Consider the following 18,854-nt stretch of genomic DNA (forward strand, 5'->3'; position numbering starts at 1 on the left):
GGTAGGTCAGTTGGGCGAATTCGCCTCCGGGCGGGCTGTGGTCATTTGCGGTTGAAAAAAGGTGCAATTGGTGGCCCAGACCTCGTCCACATTGCGGCGGATTTCGGATTTGTAAACGGGCACCTCGGCGTGCGGTTCAGAGCCCAAAATGTCGGTGTGGACAAAGGGAAAATGCGCCATGTCGAGGAAATTTTCGACCACACGCAGGCCAGAGGCCCGCATGGTCACCCAGCCACAGGTGACAACCCGCCGCTCGGGCTCAAACCGCTCTTCGATTTCGAAAATCTCAGTATTTGGTGCGCCGAGCGTGGTCCAAAGACACTCGAATTTCTCCCGAATGGGCAGGGGTTTACCATTATGCATCACGGATTTCCCCGGACCGATAGTGATCGGATGACCCAAGAGCTTTGTCTCCTCCATCCGGTCCAAATCGGTGAGCGTGGCGACCGCATACCATTGGTTGAGGGCGACGGAATCTTTGGTGCCTTGTGAGGTCTGTGACATCTGGATGCTCCTCAATCGGTCCATTGCGTCGTGCCGCCGCCATTGGCGTCAAGCCAGAGCTGGCGGCGGGTGAAATGCCCCGGTGTGAGGCGGTTCAGCCGGTCGATGATCTCGGTCACATCCCCGCTCACCAGCTTGCCGTCCTCGACGCATATCTGGCCATTGACCATGGTCATTTTGACGTCAGAGCCGCGTACGGCATGGACCAGGTTGTGGTGAATGTTGAACCAGCGCCCATCGGCGTGAAATGGCGTCATCCGCGGCGTGTCGCCGCGCAGGGCGATGATGTCGGCTTTTTTGCCCGGTTCCAATGACCCCGTGACATTGCCCAGCCCCAGGGCCTCGGCCCCCAAAGAGGTCGCCATGCGCAACACCTCCCAACTGTCCATTGCGGCGGCGTCGCGGTGGCGCAATTTGCCCTTGAGGGAGGTGAGTTTCATCTCTTCGAACATGTCAAAATTGTTGTTCTCTTTCTCACCATCCGTGCCGATGCCCACGGGTATGCCCGCCGCCAACATGTCGGAAATGGGCGCGATGCCAGAGGCCAGTTTCATGTTCGACACCGGGTTATGGGCGACCGAGACGTTGTAATTTGAGATCAGGTCGATCTCTTCGGGGGAAAACCACACCGCATGGGCAAACATCGCCCTCGGCGTCTCAAAGAACCCGAGATCGTGAAAGACCTCCATCGGCTTTTTGCCGTAGCGGGTGTGAAACTCGGCCAACTCAATCTCAGCTTCGGAACAATGGGTGTGAAAGCCGGTGTTGTGCCTTTTCGCCATGTCGATGGCGCGCTGTTGCCCGGCCTCATCGGCATAAAACAGATGCTCCAACCCGACCCAGACAGTGACCCGGCCCTCGGCCTTGCCATGCCAACGCTCAATCAACGCCTCATTCATATCGAGCGTGTCGAAATAGTCGTAATCGGGGTGCTCGCCAACGTAAGGCACGGCGACAATCCGGTTGCCAAGAATCTCGGCGGCACGGGCCGAGCCCTCCATATAACGCCACATATCCACCACCGTGGTGGTGCCCGCCAAGAGGCTTTCGGCATAGCACAGATAGCTGGCGGCCTCCGCCTCTTCGGGCAAAAGCACGCGGTGCATCGGGTTGATATGTTGGGTCAGCCAATCCCAAACCGGCAGGTGTTCGGCGGTGCCACGCAGAAAGCCGGAATGGGCATGGGCATTGATCAGACCGGGCATCAATACCGCCCGGCCCATGTCCTTTACCGTGGCCTCCGGATACGCCGCAATCAGGTCGCGCGCGGTGCCCGTGGCCACAATCGTATCACCGCGCACCAAGACCGCACCATGGGGGATCACGGTCAGGTCCTTGTCCATCGTGATAACGGCTTCGGCACTTAGGATCAGGTCAGACATGCGTCCTCCAATATAAATTGCGCCGCCCGTTCACCGATCATGGTGACGGGGGCGTGGGTGTGACAGGCGGGGATGTCGGGAATGACGGAGGCGTCCGCGACCCAGAGGCCGCGAACGCCTTTGACGCCCAACCGAGGGGAAACGGGGGCGTCGGTGTGCGTGCCCATTTGGGCGGTGCCGCAACAGTGAAAAAAGGTCGAACAGGCGCGGCGCACGAAAGTGACGGTATCCCCGCCCGAGACCTTGCGATCCGGGGCGACGAAATCCGCGAAGAGGTGTGAAAAGCCGGGGGTGAGCACCATGTCCAACAGGAACTCCACCCCGGACACGAGCGCCTTCAGATCGCGCGGGTCCGACAAGAGGTTTGGCTGAATATCAAGTGGGTCATCCGGGGAGGTCCCGGTCAGCGTGATCCAGCCTTTGGAATAGGAGCGCATGACGCCCAGTCCGATGGCAAAACCATCACCGTCGAGATCGTAATGATCCCAAAGCGCCGGCACGGCAGAGCGGGTTTGAATGGGGAAAGCCAAGAGATCGGCTTGGTCCAACTCGGGCGCGGATTTCCAAATCGACAGCGTGCCGCCGCCATTGCCTTTCATCGGCCCAAGCGGTGATGAGGCGCGGAAATTGAGGGCGCGCAGCAGTGGATGATCCTGAAGATTGCGACCGATTTCGGGGGCGTGGAGGCGGGTTTTGAGGCCAAGCCGGACCAGCTCCGCCTCATCTCCAATGCCAGAGAGCATCAACAACCGCGGGGTTTCCAAAGCGCCAGCGGCAAGGATCACGCCCGACCGTGCGGTCAAAAGATGCTCCGCGCCGTCTTTGAACACACGGACACCACGGGCGCGATCACCGGAAAACGCCAGAGCCAAAGCGCGGGTCTCGCAGAGGATCGTCAAACGTTCGGACGCCATGATTGGAGCAAGATACCCCATCGCCGAGGTCCAACGCAGACCCTCGGGCGAGATGTTGAAATTGGCAAGGCTGACGCCGAAGGGCTCCGGCCCGTTCGGGTCATCCACCATCGGCAAGCCCATATCGGCCCCACCTTTGAGCATGGCTTGGGTCAGGGGATGATCCGGGTCCGGGCGGGTGATCTTGAGCGGGCCATCGCTGCCGCGCAAGGCGCTCGCACCGCTCTGCCATATCTCGCAGGCTTGAAAGCTCGGCAGGCAGTCCTCCCACGACCATCCCGGCGCCACGGCGTCCCATCGGGCATAATCGGCGGGTCCGCCGCGATACCACATCATCGCATTGGTGGCCGACGAGCCACCCAAGCCTTTGCCGCGTGGGATCGGGATAGTGCGATTCAAAACCCGCGCGGTGGGGGTGTAATGATGCCCCCAATCCCATGCGCCGGATTGCAGAGCAAACCACGCACTCGGGTCTTCGATCTCAGTCACGCCAAAGGTGGATTTTCCCGCCTCGATCACCGCCACATCCGCCCCCGCATCATGCAGCCGACGCGCCACGGCAGAGCCGCCCGATCCAGAGCCGATCACGATGTAATCAAAGGCGGTTTTCATGTCGGTCCCGTGGATTAGTTATGTTCAGAAGGGCCCATGATGGTGATCCCTTCGGTGGCTTCGACATGGCGCACAAAGATGTATTTGTCCTCGCGCCCATCTGAGTGTTTGCGCTTGATCTCGGGCTGAACAGTGCCCGCGACCTTGGCGACGACAATATAGGGGTCGTCACTGGCCAAAGCCGCTTCGCAATGGGCGTCGAACTCGTCCAAAGTGCGGGCGGTGTAGGCGTGTGTCACCCCGGCACCCTGCGCAATGGCGGCCAGATCGACGGTGCCCGAGGCGGTGTGGGTTTTGGGCCCGCCGATGGATTGGTACATTTCATTGTCCCAGACCACGACAAACAGGTTTTTCGGTCTTTCATTGCCCAAAGTGGCCAGTATGCCGAGGTTGAACAACAGCCCGCCATCGGTGTCGAGCGAGATGATTTGACGCTCCGGCAGGCCCGCCGCCAGTCCAAACGCCTGCGGCGTGACACAGCCCAATTGTTGTTGAAACAGCGAGGCGGCGCGCATGTGCGGCGCGGCGTTGTACCATTCGTCAACAGAGGCGCCCAATGAGAGGATCACCAATTCGTCGGAGAGGCGGGCGGCCAATTTTGTCATACACTCAAAGCGTTTCATCGCACGATACTCCCCGAAAGCGCCACGGCGGTGTGGTAATAAGACGAATAGGCCAGCTCATAAGCGTCAAAAATCGCTTGTTCGATCCGCTCCTCTTCGCGCTCGACCACATAGGGGATGCGCAGGGCTTGCAGCACCGGTTCCATGGTCACGCCATGTGGCACCGCCCACCAATTGTTTTCGCCCATATCGCCGCGATAGCTCATCAGCATCACAACCGGGATGCCCGCGCCCAAGCCCATCCGCGCAAGCGGTTCGACCGAGGCGCGCAGACCGGAGTTTTCCATCACCAAAGCCGCGCGTTTGCCCGATAGGAACACACCGCCGCAAATGGCCGCCCCCTCGCCTTCGTTGGTGACTTGGATGGTGCGAATGTCCGGGTCGGCATCGAGCGCCGGATAGAGTTCTTTGAACAGCGAATCCGGCAGGTAACATACGATACTCACACCCGCCCGTTTGAGCCCTCGGATCACCGCATCTACGGCGCTTTGCTGCATATCGAACCTCCAAATCTCACGCTACAAAATCAACCTGTCAGAGTGACTGTGTTCCGAAAAGACGATGATTTCTCAACGAGATGTTCGCTTTGGCGCAACACTTAGGATTTGAGACCCTCCATGGTGGAAGTGAGCGAGGCAGAGAGCGCCAAGGCGGCCTCAGAGGCTTCGCCTTTGGGGCGGGCAATCAGCGACAGGCGGCGCAGACCAAGACCCGCATCCGCAAGCGGGATGAAGACAAGATGGCCACGACTGATTTCATTTTGCACACCAAGCCGGGTCTGAAGGATCGTGCCCAGCCCGCGAATGGCCAGATCAATCATCAAGCCGATGGAATTCGTCCGGGCGCGGCGGGAAAACTCGACGAAAGAGCCAGAAAACATCTGTTCGACCGAACTGCCGAGCGTCAAAGAGGCGTCCGAGAGGATCACTCGCTCACCGGCCAATTCATAGGCTTTTACGGGGCGGTTTTCTTTGGTCAGGGCACTGCCGGGTGGCACCAATACGCCCAAAGGCAAAGCCACGGAGGCCAAACGCCGCGCATTGCGCGGCACCCGCACGTCAAAGGCCAAGGCCAAATCCGCCTCGCCCTGATTGACCAAATCGACGGCCTCTTGCGAGCCGGTGACGCGGACATCGACGCTGATTTCGGGATGGCGCACCCAAAACCCGGCCAGAACTTCGGGCAAAAGCCCGCGTGCGGCACTTTCGATCACCGCCAGGGTCACGGTGCCCCGGCGCAGCCCGTGCAGGTCGTTGATCTCGGTCAGCGCCCGGTTCATTTCGCCGGTGGATTGCCCGATGTGATAGGCTAAAAGTTCGCCCGCTGAGGTCAGTTTCAGCCGTTGTTTGGTGCGTTCAAACAGGGGGGTGTCGAGGTCTTCTTCGAGTTGTTTGATGGTGCGCGAGATCGAAGAGGGCGCGACATTGAGCGACAGCGCCGCCTGCCGGATCGACCCCAGCCGCGCCACCAACATAAAGTGGTGGACGCGCGAGGACACGAGACCAAGCCGATGCAGGTCCATCAGTGGTAATCCGGGATGCCGGGCATGACAACAAAGCCCGGCGTGGCACGCACCCGTCGCGCCCAAAGCCGCAGGGCGGGAAAGGCGTCATGGTCAATATTGCAATCGCGGCTCAGCGCAAAGGCGGGGAACAGCGCAATATCGGCCAGCGTAATCTCTTCTCCGGCGAAGAAACTCAGACCTTTGATCTCTTGCGCGCTCATGTGATCCTCCATAATCCGCAGCAAAGCGCGGGTTTGGGCGATGGTTTGGGGCCCGTCACCGGGCAGATCCATGATCGAAATGGCGCGGGCCTCGGTGGAGACCGATAGGTCATGTTCCGCGAAAAACAGCCAATCCATCATCTGGGCCAGTGCGGAGGCCTCTGTCGGCAAAAGCCGCTTTTGCGGGTCCAGCCCCGCCAGATAGAGTAAAATCGCTCCGGTATGGCGCAGTGTCACATCCGCCGTTTCCAAGATCGGCAAGCGCCCCAAAGGGTTCAGCTTCAGATAGGGCGGGGAAACCTGTTCCATACCGGGGAACATGTCGACATTGCGCAATTCCACCGGAAGGTCGCAACAGGAGGCCACAAGCCGCACGCGATAGCAGGCGTCATCCAGATCATAATTGTGCAAGACAAGCTGGGTCATTGGGCGGCCTCTTTGAGGGGGGATTCGACGTTGCGGCGCAGGGTGGCGAATTGGTCGAGCAGGCTGAGGCGGGTCGCGGTCGGTGTGTCCGAGGGCAGGGTGATGTGCAACGCCGAATGGTCGGCGTCGATGGTTTGTAACCCGAGGGTCAGCGGGGTCTCTCCCAGCGTGGCAGTGATCAGCGCGCCGGTCTGCGAGACCTGCGAGGCCACGGTTTTCACCCCGGCCAAGACCGCATCCCGAGGCGCGTCGATATAGAGGCTGCGCAGCCCGTCCATATCAGGCGCGTTTGGTTCCACTTCTGGCATGTCGCCCAAAGGCAGCGCGGTCCAGATCATGCCACCCGCCTCCGTCACCGCATAGCGCGTGACGCAGATTGACGGTGGCACTTCCAAATCCGGGTGTGCCGGGATGTAGCGACAGGTGCCGGTCTCGTCATATTCCCAGCCGTGATAAAGACAGGCGATGTGATCGCCACGCACAAAGCCAAAGCTCATTTTCATGCCGCGATGCGGACAGCGGTCCTCCCACGCGTGGGCTTTGCCGCCGGTGTCGCGCCAGACCACGATTTCCGCGCCATGCACCGCCGTGCCGGCCGATGTGCCGGGGGCAATAAAGCGTGACAGGGCGATGGGCACCCATCCGGTTTCACTCATGTCTCTTCTCCTTTGGCGGGGTTGTCTGCCTGTCGTGTGACCTTGTGGACGATGCAATCCTGTGGCCCGAGGCTGAGCGCCATTTCAAACGCATCCACCAAATCGCGCTGACCAATCACCTGCAATTTCGCAACTGCATCATTTTGCATCACAGTTGTGAGGGTGATGGACAATCTTGAGGCACGGTGTTGCGCAAACTCGGCAAAACTCTCGCGTGGAATCTGTCCCGTAAAGGTGAATGTCACGTGGTCAATCTGCATGTCTCTGTGCTTTCATCATTCGAGAAAACCCCTTTTTTATAGGAAAAACGGCGATTTTTTCCGAGGTGTTCGCGGCAGTTAGGCGTGGAAAATCTGGACCGTCAAGTGTTGTTCTAAACGCAACATCTGTATCGAAATTTTACGGCTATTCACGGTCACAGCACTCTGGAAACGTGGTCCTGCACATGCGACGTGGCCGCCCCACATTCGTGACCTTGGCGACGGATCGTCCGGGCGCAAGGCGGTCCTGGCGCTATCTCCCCGCAGAGGGCGAAGCGCCGCGCACCTTTCATAGCGCGTCCCCGGCCAAGGCCGGATGGGACATGTCAAAAGCGTTCAAACAGCCAAGAGGACCTCTTCGATGATTTCTACCAAATCCCTGTCCCGCCGTGGGTTTCTCAATATGGGTGCCGCTGCCGGGGCCAGTTTGATCCTGCCCAAAACCGGGGTGATCAGACCTGCCAATGCGGCGGGCCCTTTGGCACCCGTGGTCGAAGCTGACGCGCATATCGCCTTTGGTCACACTGGGCCAACGTCGGACGAAGGCTGGACCTGGGCGCATGACCAAGGGATGAAGGCAGTCGAAGCCGCCTTCCCGGCGCTGCGCACCTCCTATGTCGAGTCGATCCCCTATTCGGCCGATGCCACCCGGATTTTCCGTCAATTCGTCGCCGATGATGCCTGCATGGTCTTCGCCACCTCGAACTATGGTGATTTCTTGTACGACGTTGCCAAACGTGCCCCCGAGGTGGCGTTTTACGAATGCGATGGCCGCAATCCGATGGACAATTTGGGCACTTATTACGTCGCCCATTGGTATCCGTCCTATGTCGCCGGGATCGCGGCGGGGGCGATGTCGACCACCGGAAAACTCGGCTATGTTGCCTCTTTCCCTGTGCCCTCGGTCTATTCCGGCACAAACGCGTTCCTCATGGGGGCGCGCACGATCAACCCGGAGGCCACGCTACAATCCATCGTCATCAACAGTTGGTTCGACCCGCAGGCCGCGACCCAAGCCGGAGTGGCGCTGATTGATGCAGGCTGTGATGTGCTGTTTGGGATCATGGATGAGGCCGGTTACCTTCAGGTGGCCGAAGAACGGGGTGCCAAGGCCGTGATGTGGAACACCGATCTGCGTCGCTATGGTCCCAATGCCTACATCTCTTCGATCATGGTCGATTTCGGTCCATGGTACGTTGAACAAGTGCGTCGCCGTTTGGCGGGCGAATGGATGCCGACCTATGACCTCTTGCCCTTTGGGGCCGGCGTGGACGTCGATGCTTGGGGCGACAGCGTGCCCGCCGATGTCGCGGCCAAGGCGGATGCGGTCAAGGCCACGATCCTGGATGGGTCGTTCAACCCGTTCATGGGCGAGATCAAAGACTCCAAAGGCACGATCAAAGTCGCCGCAGGCAGACCATGACGGAGGAAGAGCTTTACCATTGGAACTGGTCGATCGAAGGGGTCTCCGGTCTGGACAACTGAGTGATGCACGAGGATTCGATCCAACAGCGTCTCGGGCTTGCGCCCGGGACGCCGCCTTTGGTCGCCCTCAAAGGCGTGTCGAAATATTTCCCCGGCGTGATCGCCAATGAGGACGTGGATCTTGCGGTCTATCCCGGCGAGATTCACGCGCTTTTGGGCGAAAACGGCGCCGGGAAATCGACGCTGATGAATGTATTGACCGGCATCTATCACATGGATGCAGGCGAGATCATCATGGACGGGGAAAGTCGCCGCTTTGCCTCGCCAATTGATGCCATCGCCGCCGGGATTGGCATGGTGCATCAGCATTTCAAATTGGTCAAAGCCTTCACCGTGGCCGAAAACATCCACTTGGGTTGGGATGCCACCCCGGCGCGGATTTCGCGCAAGGCGCTGGAAGAGCGGACCATGCATTTGGCCGACACGCTTGGCCTTGCGGTCAAGCCAGGGGCGATTGTGGCCGATCTGTCAACGGGCGAACAGCAGCGGGTCGAAATCCTGCGGGTGTTGGCGCGTGACGCCAAAGTTCTGATCCTTGATGAGCCCACCGCCGTTTTGACCCCCTCGGAGGCACGCGACCTGTTTGCGGCGCTCAGGGCCTTTGTGGCGCGGGGAAACGCGGTGATTTTCATCTCGCATAAACTCGACGAGGTGATGGAGATTTCCAACCGGGTGAGCATTTTGCGCGCGGGCCGCAAGGTCGCGACCGAATGGACCTCGGACTGTTCGGAGACATCCTTGGCACAATTGATGGTCGGGCGCGAAATCGTGCTCAACGACATGCGCGGCGATGGCGGCGCGCGCAAGATTGGCGCGCCGATGGTAACACTTGAAGGTGTCACGCTGAAATCTGAGTATGGCACTGTGTTGAAAAACGTCTCGCTCTCTGTGCGCGCCGGAGAAATCCTTGGCATCGCTGGGGTTGCGGGCAATGGTCAGCGTGAATTGACCTATGTGCTGAGTGGTCTTGTCGCGCCCTCCAAGGGCACGGTGACACTGGATGGTGAAGATATCGGACGCGCTGGCGCGCGGGTCTTTGCGCACAAGGGCGTGGGTCATATTCCCGAAGATCGGCTTTATGCCGGGATGGCCCCGACCCTGTCGGTCACCGACAATGCGGTTCTGCGCGAATACGCACTGGCGCCGCTGTCAAACGGGCCGTGGTATGCGCCGCGTCGAGCGCTGGCTTTGGCGCGCGAGATCGCCAAGATTGCCGGGGTGATGGTGCCGGATTTCGCCATGCCTGCGCGCAACCTGTCGGGCGGCAACCAACAACGTCTGGTCGCGCGGCGCGAAATGCGCATTGCCGATAAGGTGCTGATCGCGGCCTACCCGTCGCGGGGGCTGGATGTGGGCGCGATCAACACGATGATGCGCTATTTTGTTGAGATGCGCGACAGTGGCGTCGCCGTTGTCCTGATCTCCGAGGAGTTGGAAGAAGTGCTGAACCTCGCTGACCGGATTGCCGTGATGTTTCATGGCGAGATTATGGGAGTGGTTCCGGCCCAAGGCGCGGATATCGAACAAATCGGCCTGATGATGGGCGGACAAAGACAACAGGGACAGGCCGCATGAGCTACCGTTTGCAACGTATGCCGGTCGCGGCCCCAAGCGTGTTGTTCTCCGCGCGGGTGCTGGCGGTGATCTTGGCGCTTTTGACCGCCGCCGCCGTGTTGGTGCTGTCCGGCAAAGACCCAATCGCGCTGGGCGGCAAGGTGTTGTCATCGACCTTCGGGTCGCGTTTCGGGCTTGAGGATTTGGGCCTGTTGTTTTCGCCGCTGCTCTATTGTGGTCTCGCGGTTGCGGTTGGCCTGCGCATCGGTGCGTGGAACATTGGGGCGGAGGGGCAATTCAACCTTGGGGCGTTTGCCGCAACTGGCGTGGCGCTGTTCGTGCCGGGTCCCGCGTGGCTCTTAGTGCCGCTGATGGCGCTCGCGGGCATGGCCGGTGGCGCGCTTTGGATTTTGATCCCGACCTTGGCCAAAGCCTATGCCGATGTGTCCGAATTGATCACCACGCTGTTGATGAATTTCGTCGCGCTTTTGTTGGTCTATTGGGTTGCCACCGGCCCTTGGCTTGATCCGTCGGGCATGGCTTTGGCGACCACCGCGCGACTGTCCGTCTCGGTGCCCTATGTCTGGGGGATCGTGCATTGGGGCTTGCCCGTGGCGCTGATGCTGGCGGTCGGTTTGGCCGTGATGTTTGCCTATACGCGTTGGGGCTATGAGGTGCGCATCGGCGGCGCCAATCCGGGTGCCGCAGCCTATGCCGGGATGCCGGTACAGCGTCATCTGATCCTCGTCATGTTGATGTCGGGCGCCATCGCCGGGCTTGGCGGCATGATGGAGGTTGCAGGCACCGTCGGGCGGCTTCAGGGCGGAATTTCCAACAATTATGGCTATCTGGGCATCATGGTCGCGGTTCTGGCCCGCGCCGCCCCTTTGGGGGTGATTGCCACGGCATTTTTTATGGCGGTGATCCTGAATGGTGGGATCGTTTTGCAATCTCAAGGGCTTACAACCCATACGGTTTTGGCCATCACCGGGCTGATCCTGTTTTACGCCGCCATCGCTGACGAGGTCGCGCGCTACAAATTGATCCCAACGACTGGAAAAGTCACACCCAAGGAAGCGCGCTGACATGGATACTCTTGCAGGTCTGATCCAAACCGCCTTTTTGGCCGGAGGCGTCTTGGCGCTGGCGGCTTTGGGCGAGGTTTTGGCCGAACGTGTGGGTGTGGTGAACCTTGGCGTCGAGGGGCTGATCGCCTTGGGCGCGATGTCAGCGGTGGCCACGGTGGTGATCACGCCGCACCCATGGCTGGGCTTTTTGGTCGCCATGGGCGTGGGGTTGATCGCGGGGATGATTTTTGCCGTGGCCACGGTGATCATCCGCGCCAATCAGGTGCTGTGCGGCTTGGCACTCACCTACATGGGGATGGGTTTGGCCGCCACCTTGGGCAAACCGATCTCTGGCTCGCCTGTGTCCGCGACCTTTCAGGACATCCATATCCCAATCCTGTCCGATCTGCCGTTTTTTGGCCGCGCGTTCTTTAGCCATTCGCTTTTGGTCTATCTGATCTTCCTCGTGCTGCCGGTGGCGCTGCATATTTTGATCTTTCACACCCGTCATGGTCTCAACATGCGCGCCGTGGGCGAAAATCCGGCGGCGGCAGATGCCGCTGGGATTTCAGTGATGAAAATGCGGTTTTGGTATGTGTCATTGGGGTCGGCTTTGGCGGCAGGGGCCGGGGGCTATCTGACCTTGGTCTTTGTCCCAAGCTGGTCCGAGGGCGTCGTCGCAGGGCGCGGTTGGATCGCGGTCGCCTTGGTGATTTTCGCCGGATTTCGCCCGATCAACGCGGTCTTGGCCGGGCTGTTATTCGGTTTTGTCACCGCCTTGGGCTTTGTCGGTCAGGCGCATAATTGGCCGATTGCCGCCTCGATCCTCTCGATGTTGCCCTATCTGGGCACCATGGCATTGATGATCGTGCCTGTTCTGGCATGGCAACGGATGCGTCGCCTGATGGCCGCACCCGACAGTCTCACAGTCCCCTATTTTCGAGATCAAAGATGAGCACAACTTTCCTTAAAAACATCTCCTATCTGGCCACCTTTGATGACGGTTATGGCGAGGTCGGTCGCGAAATGACCGATGGGGGCGTATTGATCCGCGACAATGTGATTGCGGCTGTCGGGCCGATGTCGGAGTTTGTCGATGTGGTGGCGGATCGGGTGTTGGACCTGTCCGATCATGTGGTGATGCCGGGGATGATCAACACCCATCATCATTTCTACCAAAACCTCACGCGGGTGATGGTTCAGGATGACGAACTCTTCGTCTGGCTCAAAACCCTTTATCCGATTTGGGCAAAGCTTGATGATCGGGCGATGGAAACCGCTTCGCGCATGGCCATGGCGGAACTGATCATGAGCGGCTGTACCACCTCCTCGGACCACCAATATATCATGCCCAATGATTGCACCTTGGACACGCCCATTCGGGTGGCCCAGGAGATGGGTCTGCGCTTTCATGCGGCGCGGGGCGCGATGAGCCGGGGCGAAAGCAAAGGCGGGTTGCCGCCCGACAGTTGCGTGGAGGAGGAAGAGGCGATCCTGAGGGATGCCGAGCGCTTGATCCACCGCTATCATGACATGTCAGATCACGCGATGACGCGGATTGTTTTGGCGCCCTGTTCGGCCTTTTCCGTCACCCAAGGCTTGATGAAAGACGCGGCGGCTTTGGCACGGATGCATCCCGGTGTGCGGCTGCATTCGCATATCGCCGAAGTGCTGAGCGAAGAGGAATATTGCATCGCCACCTATGGCATGCGTTCGGTCGCCTATGCCGAAAGCTGCGACTGGCTTGGCCCTGATGTGTGGTTTGCCCATGCGATTTTCCTCAACGATGCCGAGATCAAAACCTTTGCCGAGACCGGCACCGGGGCCACGTTTTGTCCCTCTGCCCATATGCGCTGCGGGCTTGGTATCATGCGGGCGCGCGAGATGTTGGACGCCGGCGTGACGGTTGGTTTGGGCGTCGACGGGTCGGCCTCAAACGACACCTCCAACATGTTCATGGAGGCGCGCATGGCGCAGTATTTGCAACGGGTCGCGCCGGACCGCTACCTGTCCGAGGTCCCCGGTGGGCGGGGCGGATTTGGCGGCACACCGGGGGCACTGTCGGCGCGCGAGGCGCTTTGGATGGCGACGCGGGCGGGAGCGAAACTTTTGGGGCGCGACGACATTGGGCAACTGGCCCCCGGCAAATCCGCCGATCTCATTGCCATAAAACGCACGCGGCTTGGCCTTGCGGGCACCCAGCGCGATCCTTTGGCTGCCCTTGTGATGTGCGGTCCGTTTGAGGTTGATCATTCCTTCATCAATGGGGTGCAGATCATTGACCAAGGTGCCTTCACGCGTCTGGACGTGGCGGCCGCTTTGGCCAATCATGCGGCAACGATGGATCGTATTTACGCCTGAACCAGATTTTAAAGGATGCATAAAATGACGACAGAGACAGATGGGTCGGCAGCGCTGGACCCCGCCACGCTCGATCAATGGTATTGCATTCAAAATCTGGCCGAAATCCCGCCCTCTGGGTTGACGACCCGGCTTTTGGGTCAGGATATTTTCATCACGGGTGGCGAGGCTTTGGTGGCGCGCTGTGGTGATAGGGAATTGCCCGTGCGACTACGATACGGCTATCTTTGGGTCACCTTGGCGCGCCCAACACCGATGTGCCGCATATCCCCGAGGCGGATGAACCGGATCGCCGCTACGTTCCATGTGGGGCTGTGAGGGTGAAGTCCTCGGCCCCGCGTGTGATCGAAAACTTCCTTGATATGGCGCATTTCCCTTTTGTGCATACCGATATTCTTGGTTCTGAGGCGCACTCCGAGGTTGAGAAATACAAATGCGAAATCCGCCGCGATGTGGATGAGGTCTGGGCCACCGATTGCGTTTTTACCCAACCACAGGCCGCCAAATCCGCAAGTGGCGCGATCCGGACCGATTATATCTATCGTATCACCACGCCGTTTACCGTGTTGCTGTATAAAACCTGCCCGATGTCCGAGACGCGTTGGGATGTGATTTGCCTGTTTGTGCAACCGATGGAGCCGGGCCTGTGTCGCGCACATCCGGTGATGTTCTTGCTGGATGAGACCAGCACGGATGCCGATCTGATCGGGTTTCAACAGGTGATCTTTCTGCAAGACCGGATCATTTTGGAAAACCAACGCCCGCGTCTTTTGCCGTTGGAACCGCGGTTCGAAACGCCGACCCGCGCCGATGCCTCCTCCATCGCGTATCGCCGTTGGTTGAAAGAAAAGGGCTGTGTTTACGGTACAACTTTGGGGCCGGCGGATACATTTACCGTCACTGCGGCATGAAGGATCTGCGCGGACAAAAGATTTTGGTCTCGGGGTTTCATGCGCCAACCCTGGGTGTGGTTGAAGCCTTTGAAGATGCCGTTCTGACATTGGATGACGCGGGACGCATTGTTGGTTTTGAGCCGGACGGCGATCCGACCGGGGCGACGATCCTGCCAACGGGCTGGTTGATCTTACCGGGATTCGTGGATCTGCATGTGCACGCGCCGCAATACGCGCAACTTGGCACCGCGCTTGACGTGCCGCTTGAGGATTGGCTGCAAACCTACACTTTCCCGCTTGAGGCGCGGTTTTCCGATCTCGATTTTGCCAAAGCGGTCTACAGTGCGTTGATCGACGACATGTTGGCGCTTGGCACCACCACCGCGCTGCATTTTGCCACCGTTCATGTCCCGGCTACCACGCTTTTGGCCGATCTTTGTCTGGCCAAGGGGCAGCGTGCGTTGATTGGCAAAGTGGTGATGGATGACCCGGACCAATGCCCGCCTGAGTATCGCGATGCCTCTGCCGAAGACGCGATTGCGGGCACGCGCGCGGTGATTGAGTATATCAACGCCATGCCCGGCAATGACGGGATGGTGCATCCGGTGGTGACGCCGCGCTTTGTGCCGTCTTGTACCGATGCGTGTCTTTCGGGCCTTGGCGCTTTGGCGCAAAAAACCGGCACGCGGGTGCAAAGCCATGTGTCGGAAAGTGATTGGGAACATGACTATGTCCGTGCCCGAACGGGGCGTTCTGATGCGGAGGCGCTGGCGGACTTTGGCCTGATGGTGCCGCATTCGGTCTTTGCCCATGGCACGCATCTCTCCGGCTCTGATATGGACCTGATGATCGCCCATCAGGCGGGGGTGGCGCATTGCCCGCTGTCCAATGCCTATTTCTCCGGGGCGGTTTTCCCACTTCGTGCGGCTTTGGAGCGGGGTCTGAATGTCGGGCTTGGCTCAGATATGTCCGGCGGGCCTGTGGCCTCGATCTGGGAAGCCGCGCGGATGGCGCTTGCGGCATCTCGGATGTTGGAGAGCGGTGTGGACGCCACTGTTGCGCCTGAGGTGCGGGGCACGGGGGAGGCGCGGATTGATTTTCGCACTGCCTTTTATCTGGCGACGCGTGGCGGGGCCAAGGCGCTTGGCCTTCCGGTCGGGAGTTTCGAGCCGGGAATGAAGTTCGATGCCATCGCCATTGACCCGAAAGCCGCCAAGGGCACGATCCGGCTTTGGCCCGGTTACGACGGTGATCTGGTGTTGGAAAAGCTGCTTTATTCCATCTCGCGCGCCAATATTGCCACGGTCTGGGTCGATGGTTTGCGTCGTGTTGGATAGCGCGGTGCGGCGAAGGGCGGTGGCCTTGGTCAAAAGCAGGAATGTGGTGTTGACGAAATCCGCTTAGGCTAAGTTGCTGTGTCATTTTTACGTTACGTTACGTTTACAAATTGTAGTTGACTTTTTTCGCTTTCGATTCGGGTAAGGTTTTACGTAGTTTTGAAATATTTTTGTTCATAGTCTGCTTGAAAAATACGCGTAACTTATTGTGCAAGTGCAGAAAAGGCTCGTTTTTAAAGGATAAATTCGAACCCCAAACAATTCTTAGCAAGTTTCACGGAAATGACGTCCTTAATAATGTATGAAGAAATGGTCAGCCATTTGGGGGGATTCGAGGCGGCGAGCGTTTCGCCGTTCAAGGGTCCGTAAATATTATGTTGGATACGTCAAACAGTTCTCTGAGCTCACCCGTGCTCGCAGCCACCGCGACGAGATCGGATTGCTACATCTCTCAGGAGACCGCGCAACCCAAAAGAATATTCTATCGAAAATATGGCAAACGCATCTTTGATATGCTGCTGCTTTTGATCGCGGCGCCGATTATTGTGCCCGTGGTCTTGGTTTTGGCTCTCTTGGTCAAACGCGACGGTGGCCCGGCGTTTTTGCGCAAAAACGTGTGGGTATGAATGGTAAGGTGTTTAAATGCTACAAACTGCGCAGTATGCGTGTGGACGCCGAAGAGGTGCTTGAGCGGCTGTGTCGCGAAGACCCTGCGGTGGCCGAAGAATGGACCACCTTTCAAAAGCTTTCCAATGATCCCCGGATCACCCGGATCGGTCACATCATTCGCGCCACAAGTCTGGATGAGTTGCCGCAGCTTTTGAACGTATTCCGGGGCGATATGAGCCTGATCGGTCCGCGCCCGTTCATGCCGTCGCAGATGTCGATCTACACCTCGGCGAAAGGCAAAGCCTATTTCAACATGCGTCCGGGTCTGTCTGGACCTTGGCAAGTGTCGGGTCGAGGCGAAACCACCTTTGCCGACCGCGTTGCCTTTGACGAAGGCTATGAGCGCGATTTGAGCTTTGCGACCGACGTGAAATTGACGTGGAAAACCTTTGCTGTGGTGCTCAACCGCACAGGTCACTAACGCCGCACAGCGGACTGCGATAGTTTCAAAAGGCCGGACTCTGATGTGTCCGGCCTTTTTGTTGGTCGCAGTCTGCGCCGCCCTCACTTAAGGTTGGAAATCCAGCGGCTTTGATAGGGCGCAAAACGGATATTTGGCACGGAGAGGTCAATCTTTTCGCCGGATAGCAAATCATACCAATCCTCGCCCTCGATCAGGTTGATCGAAATATGCGGAATTTCGGCATCCTGGTTGGTCAGGTTGTTGATCGCGAAAATGGATTGATCGCGGGCCGGAGATTGCCGCCAGATGCCAAAGAACGCATCGCCAAGCTGCATGGTGAACTGCGTCGCATTCGGGTGAAACGCCTTTTGTGCGGTGCGAATAGCGATCCGATCCTTGAGCGCGGCCAGAACTTGGGCGTTGAGGCTTTCGGGATCATCAAGCAGGGCGCGCAGCTCCGGGTAATCCCAACGATGACGGTTGATCGCCCGGTTGACCCCGGTTTTTTCGACGCCCGCATGGTCGTTATGGGTCGCCAAAAGCGAATGAATGTAAAAGGCGGGAACGCCCTCAAGCGCCATCACAATGGTTTGCGAACAGATAAACCGCGCCACCTGAAGCCCGTCCTCACCCGCCTCAATCGTGCCTTTGAGCGCGTCAAAATAGGTGATGTTCAACTCATATGGCTTTTGCGATCCATCGGCCAAGGCCCGCATCGACACCAATCCGCCCGCATCGCGCACACATTGAATCACCTGATCCAACTCGTCATTGGACAAAAGCCCCTCCGCCCCGCGCACGCCGATCCCGTCATGTGAGGCCGAGAAGTTGAGATAGGCACAGCCCAATTGCGCCGGTGGCATCCGCATCAGCCATTGGTTGAGGTGTAATGAGTTGCCCGACAACAGTGCATGCAACAGCAGGGGCGGCAGCGAGAAATTATAGATCATATGCGCTTCGTTGCGGTTGCCGAAGTAGCTCAGGTTTTCCGCGTTGGGCACATTGGTTTCGGTCATCAAAACCACGCGCTCTTCGGCATAATCGCACAGCAGCCGCATCAACCGCACAATGGCGTGGGTTTGTGGCAGGTGGATACAATTGGTGCCCAACTCTTTCCAAACAAAGGCCACCGCATCCAACCGAATGATCCGCACCCCATTGTCGATATGCAGCCGCATGATCCGCAGGAATTCCAACAAGACCTCGGGATTGTGGAAATCCACGTCGATCTGGTCGTGGCTAAAGGTACACCAAACATGTTTCGGGCCATTCGCCGTCATCACTTCGCGCAACAAGGGCGAGGTGCGCGGGCGCACCACTTCGGAGAGATCATCTTCTGGCGAGGCTTCGACGAAAAACGTGTCATAGGGGGCGTGGCCCTGACGGTACTCCGAAAACCAAGTCGAGAGCGACGACACATGGTTGAGCACCAGATCGGACATCAGACGAAATTCTTCGCCGATCCGTTGAATATCGGTCCAATCGCCCAGTTGACTGTTGACCAAACGGTAGTCGGTGACCGCAAAGCCATCGTCAGAGGTGAAAGGGAAAAACGGCAGGATGTGCACGCCATTGATCACACCGCGCAGATAACGGTTTAGAAAATCACGCAACAAATCCAAGGGTTTGTGTTGTCCATCGACCAATGTGTTGCCGTAGGTGATGACCAATGTGTCAGTCTCATTCCACAGATTGTGTCCCGGCGCGCGGGCGCGTGAGCGATACCCGGAGCCTTCGGGCCAAAAGGCCGCAGTGATCTGTTGGCTCAACGCTTTCGCATCGAGATCGGGATAGATTTGTTCGATAAGTCCGCACAGGCGCGCACTGAATTGCGAAGACGGTTTGGCCATGGGCGTCCCCTTCTCTGATTGCTTTCCTTGGGGTAGATCAAACCACTTGCACAGGTTCAATGCAGCAGAGGCCAAAGCGACAGTTTCCTGAGCAAAAACGGAGCACTTTGCGTGGGGATGTTGAAAATTCGCC

At 58.7% G+C, this 18,854-nt stretch carries 20 protein-coding genes; 10 read left to right on the forward strand and 10 right to left on the reverse strand.

What is annotated here, in order from left to right; genetic code table 11:
• Positions 1-6 precede the first annotated feature (6 nt).
• The 9 genes from C8029_RS22740 to C8029_RS11420 all read right to left on the reverse strand — a co-directional run bounded on the left by C8029_RS22740 (position 7) and on the right by C8029_RS11420 (position 7,102).
• Positions 7-504, reverse strand: a complete 498-nt coding sequence (locus C8029_RS22740) for a hypothetical protein (protein WP_286189886.1) — start codon at positions 502-504, stop codon at positions 7-9.
• Positions 505-515: 11 nt separating this feature from the next.
• Positions 516-1,886 (reverse strand): amidohydrolase family protein, encoded by a 1,371-nt coding sequence (locus C8029_RS11385; RefSeq protein WP_152002921.1) that lies wholly within the window; start codon positions 1,884-1,886, stop codon positions 516-518.
• Positions 1,874-3,412, reverse strand: a complete 1,539-nt coding sequence (locus C8029_RS11390) for a GMC family oxidoreductase (RefSeq protein WP_152002922.1) — start codon at positions 3,410-3,412, stop codon at positions 1,874-1,876. Before C8029_RS11390 ends, C8029_RS11385 begins: the two co-directional genes overlap by 13 nt.
• Positions 3,413-3,426: 14 nt before the next feature.
• On the reverse strand, positions 3,427-4,035 hold the full coding sequence (locus C8029_RS11395; protein WP_152002923.1) for a thiamine pyrophosphate-dependent enzyme: 609 nt from the start codon (positions 4,033-4,035) through the stop codon (positions 3,427-3,429).
• Entirely contained in the window at positions 4,032-4,532 is a 501-nt protein-coding gene (locus C8029_RS11400) for a thiamine pyrophosphate-binding protein (RefSeq protein ID WP_009573984.1), read from the reverse strand. Before C8029_RS11400 ends, C8029_RS11395 begins: the two co-directional genes overlap by 4 nt.
• Before the next feature lie 101 nt (positions 4,533-4,633).
• Entirely contained in the window at positions 4,634-5,557 is a 924-nt protein-coding gene (locus C8029_RS11405) for a LysR family transcriptional regulator (protein WP_009573983.1), read from the reverse strand.
• Complete coding sequence (locus C8029_RS11410) at positions 5,557-6,186, reverse strand: glutathione S-transferase family protein (protein WP_009573982.1); 630 nt, start codon at positions 6,184-6,186, stop codon at positions 5,557-5,559. The genes C8029_RS11405 and C8029_RS11410 overlap by 1 nt, the downstream gene beginning before the upstream one ends.
• Positions 6,183-6,842, reverse strand: coding sequence for a Rieske 2Fe-2S domain-containing protein (locus tag C8029_RS11415; RefSeq protein WP_152002924.1), 660 nt, complete (start codon positions 6,840-6,842; stop codon positions 6,183-6,185). Before C8029_RS11415 ends, C8029_RS11410 begins: the two co-directional genes overlap by 4 nt.
• Positions 6,839-7,102, reverse strand: a complete 264-nt coding sequence (locus tag C8029_RS11420; protein WP_009573980.1) for a hypothetical protein — start codon at positions 7,100-7,102, stop codon at positions 6,839-6,841. The genes C8029_RS11415 and C8029_RS11420 overlap by 4 nt, the downstream gene beginning before the upstream one ends.
• A 361-nt stretch (positions 7,103-7,463) precedes the next feature.
• On the opposite strand from C8029_RS11420, the gene C8029_RS11425 reads away from it, so the two are divergent.
• From C8029_RS11425 to C8029_RS11460, 10 genes are all read left to right on the forward strand, one after another.
• Positions 7,464-8,525: a BMP family ABC transporter substrate-binding protein gene (locus C8029_RS11425; protein WP_226946313.1), complete on the forward strand. Its 1,062-nt coding sequence runs from the start codon at positions 7,464-7,466 to the stop codon at positions 8,523-8,525.
• A 65-nt stretch (positions 8,526-8,590) separates the two neighbouring features.
• The gene (locus C8029_RS11430; protein WP_152002937.1) at positions 8,591-10,162 is read left to right on the forward strand and encodes an ABC transporter ATP-binding protein; all 1,572 of its coding nucleotides are present in this window, start codon (positions 8,591-8,593) and stop codon (positions 10,160-10,162) included.
• Positions 10,159-11,226 (forward strand): ABC transporter permease, encoded by a 1,068-nt coding sequence (locus tag C8029_RS11435; RefSeq protein ID WP_152002925.1) that lies wholly within the window; start codon positions 10,159-10,161, stop codon positions 11,224-11,226. The genes C8029_RS11430 and C8029_RS11435 overlap by 4 nt, the downstream gene beginning before the upstream one ends.
• Before the next feature lies 1 nt (position 11,227).
• On the forward strand, positions 11,228-12,163 hold the full coding sequence (locus tag C8029_RS11440; RefSeq protein WP_152002926.1) for an ABC transporter permease: 936 nt from the start codon (positions 11,228-11,230) through the stop codon (positions 12,161-12,163).
• Positions 12,160-13,569, forward strand: a complete 1,410-nt coding sequence (locus tag C8029_RS11445; protein ID WP_152002927.1) for an 8-oxoguanine deaminase — start codon at positions 12,160-12,162, stop codon at positions 13,567-13,569. Before C8029_RS11440 ends, C8029_RS11445 begins: the two co-directional genes overlap by 4 nt.
• A 24-nt stretch (positions 13,570-13,593) precedes the next feature.
• On the forward strand, positions 13,594-13,887 hold the full coding sequence (locus C8029_RS22400) for a hypothetical protein (RefSeq protein ID WP_226946314.1): 294 nt from the start codon (positions 13,594-13,596) through the stop codon (positions 13,885-13,887).
• Positions 13,827-14,480, forward strand: coding sequence for an aromatic ring-hydroxylating dioxygenase subunit alpha (locus C8029_RS11450; RefSeq protein WP_226946315.1), 654 nt, complete (start codon positions 13,827-13,829; stop codon positions 14,478-14,480). The genes C8029_RS22400 and C8029_RS11450 overlap by 61 nt, the downstream gene beginning before the upstream one ends.
• The gene (locus tag C8029_RS11455; protein ID WP_152002928.1) at positions 14,477-15,799 is read left to right on the forward strand and encodes an amidohydrolase family protein; all 1,323 of its coding nucleotides are present in this window, start codon (positions 14,477-14,479) and stop codon (positions 15,797-15,799) included. The genes C8029_RS11450 and C8029_RS11455 overlap by 4 nt, the downstream gene beginning before the upstream one ends.
• A gap of 410 nt (positions 15,800-16,209) precedes the next feature.
• On the forward strand, positions 16,210-16,425 hold the full coding sequence (locus C8029_RS22405; protein ID WP_226946316.1) for a hypothetical protein: 216 nt from the start codon (positions 16,210-16,212) through the stop codon (positions 16,423-16,425).
• Positions 16,422-16,889, forward strand: coding sequence for a sugar transferase (locus C8029_RS11460; protein WP_286189888.1), 468 nt, complete (start codon positions 16,422-16,424; stop codon positions 16,887-16,889). Before C8029_RS22405 ends, C8029_RS11460 begins: the two co-directional genes overlap by 4 nt.
• Before the next feature lie 83 nt (positions 16,890-16,972).
• Here the strand turns inward: C8029_RS11460 and C8029_RS11465 are convergent, their stop codons facing one another.
• On the reverse strand, positions 16,973-18,721 hold the full coding sequence (locus tag C8029_RS11465) for a sugar phosphorylase (RefSeq protein ID WP_152002929.1): 1,749 nt from the start codon (positions 18,719-18,721) through the stop codon (positions 16,973-16,975).
• Positions 18,722-18,854 lie beyond the last annotated feature (133 nt).

Source organism: Roseobacter sp. TSBP12 (genome assembly GCF_009129705.1).
Lineage (GTDB): Bacteria > Pseudomonadota > Alphaproteobacteria > Rhodobacterales > Rhodobacteraceae > Celeribacter > Celeribacter baekdonensis_A.